The following is an 18,773-nucleotide window of genomic DNA, read 5'->3' on the forward strand; positions in this document are numbered from 1 at the left end:
TGCACTCAGACGTGAGACAGCAGCCAGTTTCCCACGGCAGCGGGCATCGCGCACACATGGCCTGGCAGGCCGAGGGGTCCGTGCGAAACCGGAAATCCCACATGCCCACCCTGGGCCGGTTGCCACAAGGTCACGTTCGGGCCGACCTCGCGGGCCGTGGGCAAGGAGCTGGCGGGCACAAAAGGGTCGTTGCGCGCATTGAGCGCCAGCGCAGGCACACGAATGCGGTGCAGCACGGGCTTCGCGGATGCCCGGCTCCAGTAGTCCTCGGTACCTTGAAACCCGTGCAGTGGCGCAGTGAAGAGGTTGTCGAACTCGTAGAGGTCGCGCGCGGCCAGCAGCGATGCGCGGTCGAACAAGCCGGGGTGCTGCTCCAGTTTCTTCAAGGCCTTGGGCACCATGGAGCGCAGGAACATGCGGGTGTAGATGAGGCGGTTGAAGCCGCGCCCGATGGCGTGTCCACCCGCAGCGAGGTCGAGCGGCGAGCACACCGCAGCCACGGCGCGCACGCGCAGCGCGGCCGCATCGCCCATTTCACCGGCCCAGCGCATCAGCGCGTTGCCACCGAGCGAGACGCCCACGGCCAGCAGCGGACGCGCGGGGTTTTCATCCGCGAACCGCTGCAGGATCCAGTCGACTTCGGCGAAGTCGCCCGAGTGGTAGGCGCGTGGCGCGTGGTTCAGTTCGCCAGAGCAGCCGCGAAAGTGGGGCACCGCGAACGCGATGCCGTGCGCTGCTGCAAAGTCGGCAAAGGCCACCGCATACTGGCTGGCCGACGAGCCCTCCAGACCATGGAACAGCACCAGCAGCGGCGCATCGACCGGGGTCGCGTGCAAGGCCTGGTCGACATCGATGAAATCGCCATCGGACGTGGCCCAGCGCTCGCGCCGCCAGCTTGGCGCCACGCCAAAATGGCGACGGCTGACCAGCGCCGCCCAGATGGTCTGGGCGTTGCCGCCGGGCAGCCACCACGGCGCACGGTAGGCGAAGCCGTTCGAACTCAATGCAGCACCGGTTTGACGTTCAGCACCTCGGGAGGCTCGGTGCGCGATCCCGGGCTGGCGTGATGAGCCACCAGGCGCCAGCCTTGCGCCGTCTTGGCGTACACGTTGGTCGCCACCACCCAGGCTTGCTGGGGTCCGTCGTCGGTCATCACCTGCACACGCTCGACCACGCTGTGCACGCTGCAGGAACCGGCATCGAGTCGGCGAACCTTTTCGGGCTGCGCCTGCACGCTTCCGTTGGCAAACAGTGCCTCGAACGCTGCCCGCACCGCCGCGTGCCCCACCAGCCGCGGGCCACCGGGGTGCACGCAGACGATGTCCTCCTCATCGGCCCAGCAGGCCATGAGGCGCTCGATGTCGGCGTGTTGCAGCGCTTCGTAAAAAGCGTGCTCGGTATCGTCGGGGTTGCCGGGAGGCAGCTTGGTCTTGGGCATGTGGGCCGGGCGTTCGTCGATCTTCAGGACATGCGATTGTCACCGGGCTCACCCATCCGCTGCAGCCAGTGGCTCAGCAGTGGCGCAGGCTCGGGCGCGGACGCTGCCGCCCACACCAGTTCCGGCGCTGCCACGTGGATGCCCGGTGGCGCCAGCTCCAGCGCACACACGGCCACCTTCGCCACGCCATCCGCACGCACCGGCTTCTGGTTGCTCGGCACCAGATAGTGCAGCACGCCCAGCATGCCAGCAGCCAGCCGGGCCAGAAAGCTGCCCGCTGCGGCCGCTCGTGGGCCAGGCTGGGCCGAGCGCAGAAGCACCACCGTGTCGAACCCCATGGCCGCCACGGCCTGCTCGTCCAGCGTGGCCAGGCCGCGCTTGATGGCTTCGGGCAGACGCCCTTGTTGATGGGGCAACACCACAACCAACCGGCGAACCCCGCAGCGCCGCATCCATGCAGCGATGGGCCGCAGTGCGGCAGGCTCCACCGCCAGCATCGCCCTCTCACGACCATGAAAGAGGCGGGGTGGATCCATCAGGATCCATCCATCATCGGCCGACTTGATCGGCCAGTGGGCGGAATCCTCACCTTTGACGCGCAGCTCTTCCACGCGGCGCAGGCCCATGACCATGGGTTCGCACACCAGCACGCTCAGCAAACGCACGGCGTTGCTCGAGGCCAGTCGCGTCACCATGGCTTCGCCCAGGGCGCCGGTGGCACCCGCCAGAAGCACATGGGAGCCACGAGCCGGCGGCAAGGCGCCAGGCCGGTTCGCAGCTTGCAGGACATCTGTGGGTTCGAGGCGCATGCCAAAATGCTACCGGATACCGATCTGCACCTGAATGAATGGAGGAACCGATGACACGACGCCACCTTGCTGCCCTGCTTCTGCTGTGTGCCAGCCTGCTCACCGGTTGCGGCTACAACGACTTCCAGCGACTGGACGAGCAGAGCCGATCAGCCTGGTCGGAAGTGCTCAATCAGTACCAGCGCCGCGCAGACCTCATCCCCAACATCGTGGCCACCGTCAAGGGCGAGGCCAATTTCGAGCAAGAGACGCTCACACGGGTGATCGAGGCACGTTCCAAGGCCACCTCGATCCAGATGACGCCGGAGATGCTGAACAACCCCGCCGCGATGCAGCAGTTCCAGGCGGCCCAGGGCGAACTGGGCAGCGCGCTGAGCCGCCTGATGGTGGTCGTAGAGCAGTACCCCAACCTCAAAGCCAACCAGGGCTTCAGCGACCTGCGCGTGCAACTGGAAGGCACCGAGAACCGCATCGCCGTAGCGCGCAACCGCTACATCCAGACCGTGCAGGAGTACAACGTGCTCGCACGCAGTTTCCCCACCAACCTCACCGCCATGGTGTTCGGCTACTCGCCCAAGGCCAACTTCACCGTGGCCAACGAGGCGGCCATTTCGGCACCGCCCACGGTGGATTTCGAGAAGAAATGACCGCTCGCCTGGCACGGCGGGGCTGGTTGCTCTGCCTGCTCGCCTTGCTGCCGCTCATCGCCTGGGCTCAGGCGCTGCAACCGATTCCTGCGCTCACTGCGCGGGTGATCGATCAGACCGGCACGCTCGACGCGGCATCGCTCGCGGCCATTGAAGCCAAGCTGGCGGCCTTCGAGCAAACCAGGGGTTCTCAAGTGGTGGTGGTGATGGTGGCCACCACCGCACCAGAAGACATCACCGACTACACGCAGCGACTGGGCGACGCCTGGAAGATCGGCCGCCGCGACGTGGGCGACGGCGTGCTCTTCGTCATCGCCAAGGACGACCGGCGCTTGCGCATCGCCACCGCCAAGACGCTCGAAGGAGCGATTCCCGATCTGCTGGCCCGACGCATCCTCGACCAGGCCGTGACGCCAGCCTTCCGCCAAGGCGACTATGCAGGTGGCATTCAGGCCGGAGTGGACCAGATCCTGGCGCGCATCCGTGGTGAAGAACTGCCTTTGCCCGGCGACGCTCGAGGCTCGAACGCCGGCAGCTCCGGCTTCGAGTGGATGGATCTGGTGATCTTCATGGTGTTCGCCGTGCCGTTCATTTCGTTGGCCTTGCGAAGCATCTTCGGCAACAAACTGGGCACCTTGCTCACGGGTGTGGGTGCCGGGGGCCTCGCGTGGGCCCTCACCTATGTGGTCTGGATCGCCATTGGCGCGGGCCTCATCGGCTTGCTGGCGGCGCTGTTCATGCAATTCATGCCCGCGTCGTCGTCTGGTGGAGGCCGTGGTGGACGAGGCGGTGGCCACTGGGGCTCGCCCGGCGGCGGCTGGGGCGGCGGCGGACGCGGTGGCGGCTTCGGCGGTGGGGGTGGCTTCAGTTCAGGGGGCGGCGGCAACTTTGGAGGCGGTGGCGCCTCTGGCGGATGGTGAGCAACATGGTGAACCTGCTTCGCATCCTCAAGCACCGGTGGCTGGATCGATCGGACACCGTGCGCGCCATTCCCGACGACATGGCCGAACGCCTGGCGCGCCGGGTGGCGGCGAGCGAAGTGCGACACAGCGGGGAAGTGCGGCTTTGTGTGGAAGCCTCGCTGCCCACCAGCTATCTCTGGCGTGTGGGCGCCCGCAGTCCCTTGTCCGTGGTGGTGCGCGAACGCGCCTTGACGTGGTTCGGTCGGCTGCGCATCTGGGACACCGAGCACAACAACGGCGTGCTCATCTACGTGTTGCTCGCCGAGCATGCCATCGAGTTCGTGGCCGACCGGGGACTGGCGCGCCATGTGGATGCACCGGCGTGGCAAGCCATCGTGGATCGGCTTGGTTCACGGCTGCGAGAAGGTGCGTTTGAAGACGGCCTGACCCAGGCGCTGGAAGAGGTGTCTGCGTTGCTGGTGACCCACTTCCCTGTTGAGGCTGCGTCGAACAGCCTCAACGAACTGCCCGACGCGATCGTGCGTTGCTGATTGCCCGGTTCAGGAGCGCGTGCGCTTGTACAGGCCGGTCCGGTTGCTGTTGAGCGCCACGTTCAGTTCCTGCTGCAACGCGCGATTCATCTGAGCGAAGGTTCTGAGTTTGCGTGTGGTCTCGCGCAGCCGATCGGCCATCCGCTTGGAAATGGCCAGCAGCAAGCGCGAACCCAGCCGGGGATCTTCTTTCAACAGGCGTGTGAGGGCGGTTCGCGACAGCACCGCCGCAGCGATGTCGGTGTTGGCGGTGCAGGTGGCAGAGCGCGGCGCGCCATCGAGCACACCCATCTCGCCGATCAGGTGGCCCGGACCCATGATGTTGACCACCATGCTCTCTTGCAGGCCGGGCAATTCGTTTTCCACCGCAATGTCACCCTCCAGCACCAGCAGCATGTAGTCGTTGTGCTTGACCTCACCTTCCTGAATGATGACGGTGCCCGCCTTGATCAACTTGGGGCGCATGTAGCCCACAATCTTGAGCGCGTCTCCCAGGTTCAGATCGGCCAGGGCCGAAGAGGTGACCAGCATGCGCGCAGCGACCTCTTCGGGCGCCATGTCCGGGCTTTCAAAAATCGATGACATCGCACGCTTCCAGCTTCATGGTGCTGTCGATGATATCGGCCTGTTACAACCTTTGCGGTATTGACCAACAAAAAGACCGGCACTTGGCCGGTCCCTGAAAGAAGCGCCGGTTGCGCGCTTACTTTTTCTGGCGGTATTTGCGCAACGCAGCAATCTGCGCGGCCATCACGGCAAGTTCCGACGTGGCCTTGGCGAGATCGATGTCGCTCTGGGCATTCTTCACCGCTTCTTCAGCCTGGCGACGGGCCTCGGTGGCCTTGGCCTCATCGAGGTCGTGACCACGGATGGCCGTGTCGGACAACACGGTGATGTGGTGCGGCTGCACTTCGAGAATGCCGCCGGCCACAAACACGAACTCTTCGCCGCCGTCGGCCTTCTCGATGCGCACGGCACCAGGCTTGATGCGGGTGATCAACGGAATGTGGCCGGGCAGGATGCCCAGTTCACCGGCTTCGCCCGGCAGCGCCACGAACTTGGCATCGCCGGAGAAGATGGATTCTTCGGCGCTGACCACATCGACGCGGATGGTACTCATGGAATTTCCTTGGATGGGGCGCTGAAGGCCAGGCCTCGGATCAGGCGACCTTCTTGGCTTTTTCGAAGGCTTCGTCGATGGTGCCGACCATGTAGAAGGCCTGCTCCGGCAGGTGATCACACTCGCCGTTGGCAATCATCTTGAAGCCACGGATGGTTTCGGACAGGGGCACGTACTTGCCGGGCGAACCGGTGAACACCTCGGCAACGTGGAACGGCTGCGACAGGAAACGCTGGATCTTGCGGGCGCGGGCCACGGCCAGCTTGTCTTCGGGCGCCAGTTCATCCATGCCCAGAATGGCGATGATGTCGCGCAATTCCTTGTAGCGCTGCAGCGTGCCCTGCACGGCGCGGGCGGTTTCGTAGTGTTCCTGACCCACGACCAACGGGTCGAGCTGGCGGCTGGTGGAGTCCAGCGGATCCACAGCGGGATAGATGCCCAGCGCGGCGATGTCACGGCTCAGCACCACGGTGGAGTCCAGGTGGGCGAAGGTGGTGGCAGGCGACGGATCGGTCAAGTCATCGGCTGGCACGTACACGGCCTGGATGGAGGTGATCGAGCCGACCTTGGTGGAGGTGATGCGCTCCTGCAGGCGACCCATTTCTTCGGCCAGCGTCGGCTGGTAACCCACGGCGGAAGGCATGCGACCCAGCAGGGCGGACACTTCGGTACCGGCCAGCGTGTAGCGGTAGATGTTGTCCACGAAGAACAGCACGTCACGGCCTTCGTCGCGGAACGACTCGGCGATGGTCAGGCCGGTCAGGGCCACGCGCAGACGGTTGCCCGGGGGCTCGTTCATCTGGCCGTAAACCATGGCCACTTTCGACTCGCCCAGGTTCTCCAGATTCACGACGCCTGAGTCGGCCATCTCGTGGTAGAAGTCGTTGCCTTCGCGGGTGCGCTCACCCACGCCAGCGAACACCGACAAACCCGAGTGGGCCTTCGCGATGTTGTTGATGAGCTCCATCATGTTCACGGTCTTGCCCACACCGGCACCACCGAACAGACCCACCTTGCCGCCCTTGGCGAACGGGCACACCAGGTCGATCACCTTGATACCGGTTTCGAGCAGTTCCTGCGACGGCGAGAGCTCATCGTAAGCCGGAGCCTTGCGGTGGATCGAGGCAGTCAGTGCCTGGTCGACAGGACCGCGTTCGTCGATGGGCGTGCCCAGCACGTCCATGATGCGGCCCAGCGTGGCCTTGCCCACGGGAACCATGATGGGGTTGGCGGTGTTGGACACCACCATGCCGCGGCGCAGGCCGTCGGAAGAACCCAGCGCAATGGTGCGCACCACGCCGTCGCCCAGCTGCTGCTGGACTTCCAGCGTCAGCGCGGAGCCTTCCATTTTCAGGGCGTCATAGACGCGCGGCATCTGGTTGCGCGGGAATTCCACGTCCACGACGGCGCCGATGCACTGGACGATCTTGCCTTGTACTTGAGACATGATGGGTACCTTCTGTTTTCTCTGGATTCAGTTGAGCGTTAAACCGCTGCGGCGCCGGCGACGATTTCCGAAAGTTCTTTCGTGATCGCGGCCTGACGGGTCTTGTTGTAGACGAGCTTGAGTTCGCCGATGACGCTGCCAGCGTTGTCGGTGGCGGCCTTCATGGCCACCATGCGGGCGGACTGCTCGGAAGCCATGTTCTCGGCCACCGCCTGGTACACCTGGGCCTCCACGTAGCGCAACAGCAGTTCGTCGATCACGGCAGCGGCGTCGGGTTCGTAGATGTAGTCCCAGTCGCGGCCACCGGCGTTGTCCTGCAACGTGCCGGCGTTCAGCGGCAGCAATTGCTCGATCACCGACTCCTGCTTCATCGTGTTGATGAACTTGGTGTACGACACATAGACCGCATTGACGCGACCTTCGGTGTACGCGTCGAGCAGCACCTTGACCGGCCCGATCAGCTTTTCCAGGTGCGGGGTGTCACCCAGACCGGTCACGCTGGAAACCACCTTGGCGCCGATGCGGTTCATGAAGCCCAGGCCCTTGTTGCCGATGGCAACAACCTGTGCGTCCTGCCCCTTGGCCTGCAGTGCCTTGAGCTCGGTGGTCACCGCACGCAACACGTTGGTGTTGAGGCCACCGCACAGACCCTTGTCGGTCGTGACGACGACAAAACCGGCGGTCTTGGCGGCGTTCGTCTGCATGAAGGGGTGCGTGTACTCCGGATTGGCCCGGCTCAGGTTGCCAGCGATCTGGCGCACCTTCTCGGCGTAAGGCCGGGCCGAACGCATGCGTTCCTGTGCCTTGCGCATCTTGGAGGCGGCGACCATCTCCATGGCTTTGGTGATCTTCTTGGTGTTCTCCACCGATTTGATCTTGCCGCGTATTTCCTTGCCTGCTGCCATTGGGGCTCCTTAGCTGGTCAACGGGGCGTTCAGTACGTGCCGGTCTTCTTGAAATCGGCGACGGCTGCTGCGAGCTGGGCTTCGGCTTCCTTGTCCTTGTCCAGCGCCTTGCCGCCTTCCATCTTCTGCAGCAGGGCCGCGTGCTTATCCTTCAGGAAGGCGTGCAGGCCAGCTTCGAACGGCAGCACCTTCTTGACGTCGATGTCGTCCAGGTAGCCCTTGTTCACGGCGAACAGTGAGGCGGCCATCAGGCTGATCGACAGTGGCGCGTATTGGGCCTGCTTCAGCAGTTCCGTCACGCGGGCGCCACGGTCGAGCTGCTTGCGGGTGGCTTCGTCCAGATCGGAAGCGAACTGCGCGAACGCAGCCAGTTCACGGTACTGGGCCAGGTCGGTACGGATACCGCCGGACTGCTTCTTGATCAGATCCGTCTGTGCAGCACCACCGACGCGCGACACCGAGATACCGGCGTTGATGGCGGGGCGGATACCGGCGTTGAACAGGCTGGTTTCCAGGAAGATCTGGCCGTCGGTGATCGAGATCACGTTGGTCGGAACGAAAGCCGACACGTCGCCGGCCTGCGTTTCGATGATGGGCAGGGCGGTCAGCGAACCGGTCTGGCCCTTGACTTCACCCTTGGTGAAGGCTTCGACGTAGTCGGCGTTCACGCGGGCTGCGCGCTCGAGCAGACGGCTGTGGAGGTAGAACACGTCGCCGGGATAGGCTTCGCGGCCTGGCGGGCGACGCAGCAGCAGCGAAACCTGGCGATAGGCCACGGCTTGCTTGGACAAGTCGTCGTACACGATCAGGGCGTCCTGGCCACGGTCGCGGAAGTATTCGCCCATGGTGCAGCCAGAGTAGGCAGACAGGTACTGCATGGCGGCGGATTCGGAAGCCGAGGCGGCCACGACGATGGTGTAGTCCATCGCGCCGGCCTGCTCCAGGGCGCGCACCACGTTCTTGATCGACGAGGCCTTCTGGCCGATCGCAACGTAGACGCAGGTCATGTTCTGACCCTTCTGGTTGATGATCGCGTCGATCGCCACAGCGGTCTTGCCGGTCTGGCGGTCGCCGATGATCAGCTCGCGCTGGCCACGGCCGACGGGCACCATCGAGTCGATCGACTTCAGACCGGTCTGCACCGGCTGGTCCACCGACTTGCGGGCGATCACGCCCGGTGCGACCTTCTCGATCACGTCGGTCATCTTGGCATTGACAGGGCCCTTGCCGTCGATGGGTGCGCCCAGGGCATTGACCACGCGGCCGATGAGCTCGGGGCCCACCGGCACTTCCAGAATGCGGCCGGTGCACTTGACGGTTTCGCCTTCGGAGATGTGCTCGTACTCACCCAGAATCACGGCGCCCACGGAGTCGCGCTCCAGGTTCAGCGCCAGGCCGAAGGAGGGCACGCCGTCCTTGTTGGCCGGGAATTCCAGCATTTCGCCCTGCATCACGTCGGACAGGCCATGGACACGGACGATACCGTCGGTGACCGACACCACGGTGCCCTGGTTGCGCACATCGCTCGATGCGCCCAGCCCCTCGATGCGGGACTTGATCAGTTCAGAGATTTCGGCGGGATTGAGTTGCATGACTCTTTCCTTCTTTCGTTAAATGGTGTGCAGGCGCGCCCGGGATGACAGCCGTCAGGCCGTCAGGGCAACTTTCATTTGTTCCAGGCGGGCTTTGACCGAAGTGTCGAGCACCTCGTCGCCCACCACCACGCGGATGCCCCCGATCAGGTCGGGCTGCAGTTCAACCTGCAGGCTCAGCTTGCGGCCAAAGCGCTTTTCGAGCACCCCGGAGAGGTCGGCCAGCGCTGCGCTGTCGACCGCAAAGGCGCTGTAGACGATCGCATCGAAGGCACCGAGTTGCGCGTTCTTCAACGCGCGGAACTGACTGGCAATCTCGGGCAAAGCAGCGATGCGACCATTCTCGATCACGGTGCGCAGGAAGTTCTGTGCTTTTGCCGGCAAGCTGGTTTTCAGCACCCCGGAAATCAGCGTGAACACCTGTTCGGGCGTGGTCTTGGGGCTGTCGGCGAACTGGCGCAACTGCTCGTTGGCGGCCACGGTGGCCAGCTCGTCGAGCCAGGCCGCTGTGCCGGCGGCGTCAGGCCCTGCGGACTTGAACAGCGCTTCCGCATAGGGACGTGCGATGGTGGCGATTTCGGCCATGGTTTACCTTTGATTGCCGGTTCGGAGGCGTCGGGCCTGGATCAAAGCTCGGTCTTCAGGCGGCCCAGCAACTCGGCGTGAACGCCGGCGTTGACTTCGCGCTTGAGGATCTGCTCGGCACCCTTCACGGCCAGCGCTGCGACCTGCTCACGCAGGGCTTCGCGGGCCTTGATGACCTGCTGCTCGGCTTCCTGGTGGGCGGCTGCCACGATCTTGGCGGCTTCGTCAGAAGCGCGGGCCTTGGCTTCCTCGATCACGGCCTGAGCGCGACGCTCGGCGTCTGCCAGACGGGTGGCCGACTCGTTGCGCGACTTGCTCAACTCTTCCTCGACCCGCTTGTTGGCCACGGCCAGTTCGGACTTGGCCTTCTCGGCAGAAGCCAGGCCTTCGGTGATCTTCAGCGCACGCTCATCCAGTGCCTTGGCGATCGGGGGCCACACGAACTTCATCGTGAACAGCACCAGGATCGCAAAGACGACGATCTGCGCGAAGAGGGTTGCATTGATGTTCATCGCAACGCCTTTCTGTGTATGGACAAGAGGTGGGATGCACCTGCTGCGGCATCAGCGGAAAACCCAGGGCAAATCGGCTGAACCGATCCGCCTGGCACCGCTGCTGCGCGAGGCAGCAGACCGATCAAGCCAGCGTGAAGGGGTTGGCGAAGGCGAACAGCAGCGCGATGGCCACACCGATCAGGAAGGCCGCGTCGATCAGACCGGCCAGCAGGAACATCTTGGTCTGCAGGTCGTTCATCAGTTCAGGCTGACGTGCACCGGATTCGAGGAACTTGCCGCCCATCATGCCGATGCCGACAGAGGCGCCCAGCGCACCCAGACCGACGATAAGACCGCAAGCCAGTGCGACGAGACCCAGAACGTTTTCCATGATGACTCCTTAGAAAGAAACGGAAGTTGAGAGAGGGAAAAGAAACGAAAGAAACCGGATGCGCCTGTTCAGCGCACGTCAGTGAGCGTCATGCGCCTGCCCGAAGTAAATCAGGGCCAGCATCATGAAGATGAACGCTTGCAGCGTGATGATCAGGATGTGGAAGATGGCCCAGATCGAGCCAGCAATGATGTGGCCGATGAAGAACAGGCCACCACCCAGCGACAGGGCCGCGAAGCCACCGAGCAGTGCGATCAGCATGAACACGAGTTCGCCGGCGAACATGTTGCCGAACAGTCGCATGCCGTGCGAAACGGTTTTGGCAACGAATTCGATGATCTGCATGGCGAAGTTCACCACGCCCAGCAGCAATGCGAACACGGGGTTCTTGCTGGTGCCGAAAGGCGCGCTCACGAGTTCGTGCGCCCAGCCGCCCAGACCTTTGATCTTGACGTTGTAATACAGGCAGAGCAGGAAGACGGAGATGGACAGGCCCAGCGTCGTCGACAGGTCGGCCGTGGGCACCACGCGCAGGTAGTCGGGGTAACCCATGGCAGGGCCGGCGACGTGCCAGGCGGCAGGCAACAGGTCCACCGGCAACAGGTCCATGAAGTTCAGCATGAAGATCCAGCAGAACACCGTGAGCGCCAATGGGGCCACGAGCTTGCGGCTGTTGGCGTTGTGGATGACCGACTTGGCCTGGTTGTCGACCATCTCCACCAGGATCTCGACAGCCGCCTGGAAGCGGCCTGGCGTGCCGGAAGTGGCCTTGCGCGCCGCCAGCCAGAGAACGAAACAGACCAGGGCACCCATCAGAACGTTGATCACCATCGAGTCGATGTTGATCACGGAGAAATCGACGATCGACTCCTGCTTCTTGTTCGTCAGGTGAACCAGGTGGTGGCGGATGTATTCACCCGGCGTCAGTGCTTGTCCTTCAGCAGCCATGTTCGTTCAGTTCCATCAACCGTTTCAGTTTGGACGACGGGTCTGGATCCAGAATCCAAACCAGTACACCTTGAGTACCACCACCAGGCCAGCCAACAAGGCCAGCCAGTTCAGGTCGGGGACGATTCTGGGCGCGGACCACAACATGGCCACTGCCAGCAGAAGTTTGATCCCCTCCCACAACACGAACCCCATGAACGCCGAGATCACATGCCCCGACGCTTTGCGGGACAAGGCACTCGACGTCACGCCCCAGGCCATCAGGGCCGTCGGGATCACAACCGATGCTGCGCCGTACAGGACGGACCAGGCCACCGACTCGCTCCGGGTGAACAGCCACCCCAGCGCACCAGCCACCAGTCCCACCAGCATCTGGACCCCGACCACCCGCCAGGCCGACAACTTCGGCTGGGAGGCTCGCCACTGCGACGCTTCGTCGTGGTTCAGTGGCTTGAATTCGGGTTCCTTGTCTCCATCTTCCCAGTTGCCTGGGGCAGGTGCCTTCGACGTCACCGGGGGCATTGTCGACATGGCAGATTACGGATGGGTTACAGACGCGGGCGATTAGGCACAGCCGTTGATTATACGTAGAAACCCCATGCGTCCGTCAAGGCCGCCTGGCATCTTGCACCCTGCACGATTCTCGCCGCCGATAATCCGTTCATGAACCTCTCCCCGCTGGGTCAAGGGCCCTCGCTCCCCACGTCGCTGTGCTATCTCAACGGTGAGTTCACACCTCTGCGTGAGGCGCGCATCAGCGTGCTGGACCGAGGGTTCATTTTCGGCGACGGTGTGTACGAAGTGCTGCCCGCCTACGGCGGCAAGGTGTTCCGGTTCGAGCAGCACATGGCGCGACTGGACCGCTCGCTGGGCGAGCTTCGCATCCCCAATCCGCTGACACGAGAACAATGGCTGGGCGTGGCGCGGCACCTGATCGAAGATTTGCGCGCCAACACGGCTTCCATCAACCAGTTGATCTACATCCAGGTGACGCGCGGCGTGGCGGTGCGCGACCACGTCATGCCTCCCGGCCTGCAACCCACGGTGCTCGTGACGGCCGGCGAGATGAAGCTGGCCACACCAGCACAGCGGGAAAAAGGCGTGGCCTGCGTCAGTGCCGACGATTTCCGCTGGGAAAAGGCGCACATCAAGACCACCAGCCTGCTGGGCGCGGTGCTCGCGCGGCAGATCAGCGCCGATGCAGGTGCCGTGGAAACGGTGATGTACAGAGACGGCTTTCTCAGCGAAGCCGCCTCCAGCAACGTGTGGGTGGTCAAGCATGGTGTGGTCATGGGCCCGCCCAAGGACAACCTGGTGCTCGAAGGCATCCGGTTCGGCCTGATCGAGGACATCTGCCGCGAGCAAGGTATTCGCTTCGAGTTGCGCCGCATCACCCGCGACGAAGTGCTGGAGGCGGACGAATTGCTGCTGTCCTCGGCCACCAAGGAGGTGCTGCCCATCACCGAGCTGGACGGCCGCCCCGTGGGCAACGGCCGCCCAGGTCCTGTGTATGCCCGCCTCTACGCCGGCTACCAGCAGGCCGTGGCGGCGCAATCTGTTTGAAAGGGCTTCGGCGTCATGGAATTCCCCCCTGAGATTCCTCCGGAACAATCGCTGATCGAGTACCCCAGCGACTTCCCCATCAAGGTGATGGGCGCCAACGTGGAAGGCTTTGCCGAAGCGATGGCGCACGTGGTGCGCGCTTTCGATGAGAACTTCGACCACCGGACCATCGAGCACCGCCCGAGCAAGGCCGGCAATTACCTGGGCCTGACACTCACCGTGCGGGTGACCAGCCGGGAACAGCTCGATGAACTCTATCGAACCCTGACCACGCACCCGTTGGTCAAGATCGTCCTGTGAACATCCGATCCCTTGGGCGGGCGGCCTACGCACCCACCTATGAAGCGATGCAGGCCTTCACAGCGGGTCGCGCCGCCGAAACGCCGGACGAGCTTTGGGTCTGCGAGCACCCGCCTGTGTTCACCCAAGGCCTGGCGGGTCGACTGGATCACCTGCTGGCCCCGGGCGAGATTCCCGTCGTGCAGACCAACCGCGGCGGCCAGGTGACCTACCACGGCCCGGGCCAGGTGGTGGCCTATCCGCTGGTCGACCTGCAGCGCGCGGGCTACTTCATCAAAGAGTATGTCTATCGGGTCGAGGAAGCCGTTATCCGCACGCTTGCGCCCTTCAACGTGATCGGCCACCGTGTGGCGGGTGCGCCGGGCATCTACGTGCGACTGGACGACCCCGGCAGCCACGCACTCCTGCCCCAGAGGCCGCAGCGCAAAGTGGTCGGGCAAGGCAAGGCTGAACCCGACTTCACCGGCCTGGGGAAGATCGCCGCGCTGGGCATCAAGGTCAGCCGCCACTGCACCTACCACGGTGTGGCGCTGAATGTGGGCATGGACCTGCAACCCTTCGAACGCATCAACCCTTGCGGCTACCAGGGCCTGCGCACAGTCGATCTTTCTACAATCGGGGTTGCGGCTTCCTGGGACGAAGTTGCACAGGCCCTGAGCCAGAAGCTCGCCGCCCTCCTCGCCCCCTGAACCCAACTGCGTCCAACGCGCCCCCGACATGACCAGCCCCGAAACCACCACGGCCCTCGCCAGCAGTACCGTCCGCGACGCCCAGCCCGCCGCCAGCTACGACGCCACGGCCAAGCAGAAGAGCCAGGCCAAGACCGCACGCATCCCGATCAAGATCGTGCCGGCCGAGGTGCTGAAGAAGCCCGAGTGGATCCGCGTCAAGGCCGGCAGCCCCACCACGCGTTTCTACGAGATCAAGGACATCCTGCGCACCAACAAGCTGGTCACGGTGTGCGAAGAGGCAAGCTGCCCCAACATCGGCGAATGCTTTGGTAAGGGCACGGCCACGTTCATGATCATGGGCGACAAGTGCACGCGTCGCTGCCCGTTCTGCGATGTGGGGCATGGTCGCCCCGATCCGCTGGATGTGGATGAGCCCGACAACCTCGCCAGGACCATCGCGCAACTCAAGCTGAAATATGTGGTGATCACCAGCGTGGACCGCGACGACCTGCGCGATGGCGGCGCCGGCCATTTCGTGGCCTGCATCGAGAAGACCCGGGCGCTCTCGCCGCAAACGCAGATCGAAGTGCTGGTGCCCGACTTCCGCGGTCGCGACGACCGGGCCCTGGACATCCTCAAGGCCGCGCCGCCCGACGTGATGAACCACAACCTGGAAACCGTGCCGCGCCTCTACAAGGAAGCACGCCCGGGTTCGGATTACCAGTTCAGCCTGAACCTGCTGAAGAAGTTCAAGGCCTTGTTCCCCCACGTACCCACCAAGAGCGGTCTCATGGTCGGCCTGGGTGAAACGGACGAGGAAATCCTGGACGTGATGCGCGACATGCGCGCGCACCACATCGACATGCTGACCATCGGCCAGTACCTGGCGCCCAGCGGCCACCACCTGCCGGTGCGCCGCTATGTGCACCCTGACACGTTCAAGATGTTCGAAGCCGAGGCCTACAAGATGGGCTTCACCCATGCCGCCGTCGGCGCCATGGTGCGCAGCAGCTACCACGCCGACCAGCAGGCGCACGGGGTCCTCAACCCCTTGGCGAAATGACATGCCCGCCGCGCACGACCACCTGAGCGTGCGCGACTACAGCGCCTCGCACGGCAGCCACGACCACGATCATTTCCAGATCCTCCTGGGCCTGCAGGGCGAGCTGGAGCTTGAGGTGGCCGGGCGTGGCAGGCGCATCGCCGCAGGGGATGGCTGCGTGGTGCCGCCGGGCGAACGGCACGACTTCGAAGCGCGCTTCGGTGCGCGCTGCCTGGTGCTCGACAGCCATACCAGCGACTGGGCGCGCGCGCGTTCATTCGCACCGCCGCCGGCCACGCTCGCGCTGGCGACTTACCTGGCCCGCGCTTGCACCGATCGCCTGCCTCGCGCGCAACAGCAGGGTCCTTCGCTGTTGCTCGAAGCCTGGTTGCCTCCCACGGATGCTTCGCCACTTCGCCCCCGTCGGGCCATCGATTGGGACGCACTCGCCCGCTGGGCACTCACTCGATCGGGCGTGGGCCCCACCGTTGCCGAGCTGGCGGCGCGCGTGCACCTGAGTGCGGCGCAGTTGGCCGCGCGCTGCCGCGACGAGCGCGGCCAGAGCACCCAGCAGTGGCTGCGCGAACTGCGCCTGGCACAGGCGCGCGCCTGGCGTGAACAAGGGCTGAGCGTCGCCGAGGTTGCGCGCCGCAGCGGCTACCGCTCACCTTCTGCGCTCACCGCTGCGCGGCGCCGCGCCGGCATCTGAACCCGCGCCGCGCGACGGCAGACCCGCGTTTCGCGACGATGGGGCCGGTACGCTCGGACCTATGAACACCGCCAATCTGCTCGCCCTGGGCGCCATCGCGCTCTGGGCTTCGCTGGCCGCGCTGGGCGTGACGCTCTCGCACGTGCCGCCGTTCCTGCTCACAGGCCTTTCGCTGCTGGTGGGCAGCCTGATTGCGTTGCCGCTCTCGCGTTTCGACCTGCGGCAATGGCGCGTGCCGCTGTCCACGCTGGCGGTGGGCGTGTACGGCCTGTTCGGTTTTCACTTCCTGTTGTTCATCGCGCTGCGACACGCGCCACCGGTGCAGGCCAATCTGGTGAACTACCTCTGGCCGCTGGGCATCGTGGTCATGGCGCCCCTGTTCCTGTCCGGCGTGTCCCTCACCCGACGCCATGTGCTGGCGGCCCTGCTCGGCTTTGCTGGCGCAGCGCTGGCCATCCTGGGCGGCGCGGGAGAAACCGGCGAGGCGCGCTGGGCCTGGGGCTACATCCCCGCGCTGGGCTCGGCCTTCATCTGGGCCAGCTACTCTTTGCTCACACAGCGCGTTCGCGCCTTTCCCACCGCCGCCATCGGCAGCTTCGCGCTCATTTCGGGCCTGCTCGCGTTGCTGTGCCATGCATTGCTGGAGCCCGCAGTGGTACTTTCAACGGGGGATCTGGCGTTGATCGCCGTGCTGGGGCTCGGTCCGCTGGGGGGCGCGTTCTTTCTGTGGGATGCAGCCTTGAAGCGAGGCGACGCACGGCAGATCGGCGTGCTCAGTTTCCTCACGCCCTTGCTCTCCACCCTGACGCTGTTGGTGATGCGCGGCGAGACGCCGAGCGTGGCTGTGGGCGTTGCGGCTGCCATGATCATCGGCGCGGCCGTGCTGGCCACGCGCCAATACAAGGCTTAGTCGACCATCAGTGCGGCCGGGTCTTCGGCCGCCAGCACGCTCTGCGCCCAGGTCTGCAGACGCCCCGTGTCGCAACGGAGGATCTGCTGCTTCACCGCCAGGATCTGCGAAGGATGCATCGAGAAGCTGCGCAAACCCAGCCCGAGCAGCAGGCGTGTGAGCGTCACGTCGCCGGCCATCTCTCCGCACACGCTCACACCCTTGCCCTGCGCGCGGCACTGTTCGATGGTGCCGGCCAGCAGGTGCAGCACCGCCGGGTGCACCGGGTCGTAGAGATGGGACACGGCTTCGTCGGCGCGATCGATGGCCAGGGTGTACTGGATCAGATCGTTGGTGCCGACCGAGAGGAAATCGAAGTGGCGCAAGAAAAGCGGAATGGTCAGCGCCGCGGCAGGCACCTCGATCATCGCGCCGAGCTTGACCACGCCTTGCGGGACGCCGGCCGTGGTGAGTTGCTCTCGCGCCCGGTTGACGAGCGCCAGGCTCTGGCGAATCTCGCTGGCGTGCGCCAGCATGGGAATCAACAGGTTCACGGGCCCGTGCGCTGCGGCGCGCAGGATGGCGCGCAGCTGGGCCAGAAACATCGAAGGCTCGGACAGGCTCCAGCGGATCGCGCGCAAACCCAGCGCCGGGTTGAGGTGGTCGTCGCCCGCGCGCGAGGCACCGCGGTCCAGCGGCTTGTCGGCCCCCACATCCACAGTGCGGATCGTTACCGGCAAGCCCTGCATGCCGTCGACCGCGCGGCGGTAGGCCTGGTACTGCTCCTCCTCATCGGGCAGCTTGCCGTTGCGGCCCATGAAAAGGAATTCGCTGCGGAACAGCCCCACACCCACAGCGCCGGCCTTGAGTGCGGCGGCGGCGTCTTCGGGCTGTTCGATGTTGGCCAGCAGCTCGATCTTCTGCCCATCGAGCGTGACGGCGGGCGTGTTCTTCAGGCGTGAAAGGCGCTCGCGCTCGACCTCGCCCTGGCGCTGCTTGAACCCGTACTCGGCCAGCAGGATGGGCGAGGGGTCGACCAGCACCACGCCCGCATCGCCGTCGATGATGACCCAGTCGTCCTGCTTGACCAGGTGGCTGGCCGAACGCGCACCGACCACCGCCGGGATGTCCATGCTGCGGGCGACGATGGCGGTGTGGCTGGTCTTGCCGCCCACATCGGTGACGAAGCCGGCAAACACGCTTTGCTTGAACTGCAGCATGTCGGCGGGTGACAGGTCGTGCGCGATCAACACCAGCGGCACTTCCGTGGTGTGGTCATGCACAGGCCGTGCGCCGCCCGCCACGGGGGACGACACACCGCGCATGACACGCAACATGCGTTCAACCACCTGCTCCAGATCGGCCTTTCGCTCGCGCAGGTAGAGGTCTTCCATCTCGTCGAACTGGCGTGCAATCACCTCGAGCTGGGTGGTCAGCGCCCATTCGGCGTTGTAGTGGCGGTCCACGATCCAGTGCTTGACGCCACTGGTGAGCTGTTCGTCCTGCAGCAGCATCAAATGCACGTCGAGCAGCGCGGTGAGTTCGGGGTGTGCGTCGGTGGATTCCAGATCGCTCAGACTCTGCTGGACTTTCAGGATTTCCTCGGCCACCGCATTGCGTGCATGCCGCAGGCGATCGATTTCGCTCTGCACCTCCCCGGCCTGCACGAAATAGTGCGCCACATCGACACGGCTGGACGCCACGATCACGGCCCGCCCGATGGCAATGCCCCGGGAGACGGCCAGGCCGTGGACGCTGAAAGTCATGCGA

23 protein-coding genes are annotated in these 18,773 nt (G+C 64.7%); 9 read left to right on the forward strand and 14 right to left on the reverse strand.

The genetic code is table 11. The features are described 5' to 3' along the window. Positions 1–5: 5 nt before the first annotated feature. From ACTIF6_RS24725 to ACTIF6_RS24735, 3 genes are read right to left on the reverse strand one after another with little or no spacing between them, the layout of a single operon-like run. Positions 6–1,004 (reverse strand): YheT family hydrolase, encoded by a 999-nt coding sequence (locus ACTIF6_RS24725; protein WP_439590409.1) that lies wholly within the window; start codon positions 1,002–1,004, stop codon positions 6–8. Beyond that, the gene (locus ACTIF6_RS24730; protein WP_439590410.1) at positions 1,001–1,438 is read right to left on the reverse strand and encodes a YybH family protein; all 438 of its coding nucleotides are present in this window, start codon (positions 1,436–1,438) and stop codon (positions 1,001–1,003) included. The genes ACTIF6_RS24725 and ACTIF6_RS24730 overlap by 4 nt, the downstream gene beginning before the upstream one ends. A gap of 23 nt (positions 1,439–1,461) precedes the next feature. Next, positions 1,462–2,247, reverse strand: a complete 786-nt coding sequence (locus tag ACTIF6_RS24735; protein WP_439590411.1) for a hypothetical protein — start codon at positions 2,245–2,247, stop codon at positions 1,462–1,464. A gap of 50 nt (positions 2,248–2,297) precedes the next feature. Here ACTIF6_RS24735 and ACTIF6_RS24740 point away from each other — a divergent pair, with 50 nt between their 5' ends. The 3 genes from ACTIF6_RS24740 to ACTIF6_RS24750 are packed head-to-tail and all read left to right on the forward strand — an operon-like array spanning position 2,298 to position 4,347. Continuing rightward, positions 2,298–2,894, forward strand: coding sequence for a LemA family protein (locus tag ACTIF6_RS24740; RefSeq protein ID WP_439590412.1), 597 nt, complete (start codon positions 2,298–2,300; stop codon positions 2,892–2,894). After that, on the forward strand, positions 2,891–3,814 hold the full coding sequence (locus ACTIF6_RS24745; RefSeq protein WP_439590413.1) for a TPM domain-containing protein: 924 nt from the start codon (positions 2,891–2,893) through the stop codon (positions 3,812–3,814). The genes ACTIF6_RS24740 and ACTIF6_RS24745 overlap by 4 nt, the downstream gene beginning before the upstream one ends. 5 nt (positions 3,815–3,819) lie before the next feature. After that, a complete protein-coding gene (locus tag ACTIF6_RS24750; RefSeq protein ID WP_439590414.1) occupies positions 3,820–4,347 on the forward strand; it encodes a TPM domain-containing protein in 528 nt (175 codons plus the stop codon). A gap of 9 nt (positions 4,348–4,356) precedes the next feature. Here the strand turns inward: ACTIF6_RS24750 and ACTIF6_RS24755 are convergent, their stop codons facing one another. The 10 genes from ACTIF6_RS24755 to ACTIF6_RS24800 form a co-directional block, all read right to left on the reverse strand. Then, positions 4,357–4,932 (reverse strand): cyclic nucleotide-binding domain-containing protein, encoded by a 576-nt coding sequence (locus tag ACTIF6_RS24755; RefSeq protein ID WP_439590415.1) that lies wholly within the window; start codon positions 4,930–4,932, stop codon positions 4,357–4,359. 118 nt (positions 4,933–5,050) lie between these two features. Continuing rightward, positions 5,051–5,467 (reverse strand): F0F1 ATP synthase subunit epsilon, encoded by a 417-nt coding sequence (locus ACTIF6_RS24760; protein WP_439590416.1) that lies wholly within the window; start codon positions 5,465–5,467, stop codon positions 5,051–5,053. A 40-nt stretch (positions 5,468–5,507) separates the two neighbouring features. Continuing rightward, positions 5,508–6,914, reverse strand: coding sequence for a F0F1 ATP synthase subunit beta (gene atpD / locus ACTIF6_RS24765; RefSeq protein WP_439590417.1), 1,407 nt, complete (start codon positions 6,912–6,914; stop codon positions 5,508–5,510). A 38-nt stretch (positions 6,915–6,952) separates the two neighbouring features. Continuing rightward, positions 6,953–7,819, reverse strand: a complete 867-nt coding sequence (gene atpG, locus ACTIF6_RS24770; protein WP_439590418.1) for a F0F1 ATP synthase subunit gamma — start codon at positions 7,817–7,819, stop codon at positions 6,953–6,955. Between the two features lie 29 nt (positions 7,820–7,848). Continuing rightward, positions 7,849–9,411 (reverse strand): F0F1 ATP synthase subunit alpha, encoded by a 1,563-nt coding sequence (gene atpA / locus ACTIF6_RS24775; RefSeq protein ID WP_439590419.1) that lies wholly within the window; start codon positions 9,409–9,411, stop codon positions 7,849–7,851. 54 nt (positions 9,412–9,465) lie between these two features. Further along, positions 9,466–9,996, reverse strand: coding sequence for a F0F1 ATP synthase subunit delta (locus ACTIF6_RS24780; protein ID WP_439590420.1), 531 nt, complete (start codon positions 9,994–9,996; stop codon positions 9,466–9,468). A 41-nt stretch (positions 9,997–10,037) separates the two neighbouring features. Continuing rightward, on the reverse strand, positions 10,038–10,508 hold the full coding sequence (locus ACTIF6_RS24785; protein WP_439590421.1) for a F0F1 ATP synthase subunit B: 471 nt from the start codon (positions 10,506–10,508) through the stop codon (positions 10,038–10,040). 124 nt (positions 10,509–10,632) lie between these two features. Then, positions 10,633–10,881: a F0F1 ATP synthase subunit C gene (atpE, locus tag ACTIF6_RS24790; RefSeq protein ID WP_077334647.1), complete on the reverse strand. Its 249-nt coding sequence runs from the start codon at positions 10,879–10,881 to the stop codon at positions 10,633–10,635. 78 nt (positions 10,882–10,959) lie between these two features. Continuing rightward, positions 10,960–11,829, reverse strand: a complete 870-nt coding sequence (gene atpB / locus ACTIF6_RS24795) for a F0F1 ATP synthase subunit A (RefSeq protein ID WP_439590422.1) — start codon at positions 11,827–11,829, stop codon at positions 10,960–10,962. Between the two features lie 24 nt (positions 11,830–11,853). Further along, complete coding sequence (locus tag ACTIF6_RS24800; RefSeq protein ID WP_439590423.1) at positions 11,854–12,342, reverse strand: ATP synthase subunit I; 489 nt, start codon at positions 12,340–12,342, stop codon at positions 11,854–11,856. Between the two features lie 150 nt (positions 12,343–12,492). On the opposite strand from ACTIF6_RS24800, the gene ACTIF6_RS24805 reads away from it, so the two are divergent. The 6 genes from ACTIF6_RS24805 (at position 12,493) to ACTIF6_RS24830 (ending at position 17,024) form a co-directional block, all read left to right on the forward strand. After that, positions 12,493–13,392, forward strand: a complete 900-nt coding sequence (locus ACTIF6_RS24805) for a D-amino acid aminotransferase (protein WP_439590424.1) — start codon at positions 12,493–12,495, stop codon at positions 13,390–13,392. 15 nt (positions 13,393–13,407) lie between these two features. Continuing rightward, positions 13,408–13,692, forward strand: coding sequence for a DUF493 family protein (locus tag ACTIF6_RS24810; RefSeq protein WP_439590425.1), 285 nt, complete (start codon positions 13,408–13,410; stop codon positions 13,690–13,692). Beyond that, positions 13,689–14,381, forward strand: coding sequence for a lipoyl(octanoyl) transferase LipB (gene lipB, locus ACTIF6_RS24815; protein ID WP_439590426.1), 693 nt, complete (start codon positions 13,689–13,691; stop codon positions 14,379–14,381). Before ACTIF6_RS24810 ends, lipB begins: the two co-directional genes overlap by 4 nt. 28 nt (positions 14,382–14,409) lie before the next feature. Further along, positions 14,410–15,426: a lipoyl synthase gene (lipA, locus tag ACTIF6_RS24820; RefSeq protein ID WP_439590427.1), complete on the forward strand. Its 1,017-nt coding sequence runs from the start codon at positions 14,410–14,412 to the stop codon at positions 15,424–15,426. 1 nt (position 15,427) lies between these two features. Further along, positions 15,428–16,114: an AraC family transcriptional regulator gene (locus ACTIF6_RS24825; protein WP_439590428.1), complete on the forward strand. Its 687-nt coding sequence runs from the start codon at positions 15,428–15,430 to the stop codon at positions 16,112–16,114. Between the two features lie 61 nt (positions 16,115–16,175). Continuing rightward, positions 16,176–17,024, forward strand: a complete 849-nt coding sequence (locus ACTIF6_RS24830) for a DMT family transporter (protein ID WP_439590429.1) — start codon at positions 16,176–16,178, stop codon at positions 17,022–17,024. Here ACTIF6_RS24830 and ptsP read toward each other — a convergent pair. Then, the gene (gene ptsP, locus ACTIF6_RS24835) at positions 17,021–18,769 is read right to left on the reverse strand and encodes a phosphoenolpyruvate--protein phosphotransferase (RefSeq protein WP_439590430.1); all 1,749 of its coding nucleotides are present in this window, start codon (positions 18,767–18,769) and stop codon (positions 17,021–17,023) included. The genes ACTIF6_RS24830 and ptsP overlap by 4 nt on opposite strands. Between the last annotated feature and the right edge of the window lie 4 nt (positions 18,770–18,773).

It is taken from the genome of Hydrogenophaga sp. (assembly GCF_051860785.1).
In the GTDB taxonomy this organism is placed as follows: domain Bacteria; phylum Pseudomonadota; class Gammaproteobacteria; order Burkholderiales; family Burkholderiaceae_C; genus Hydrogenophaga.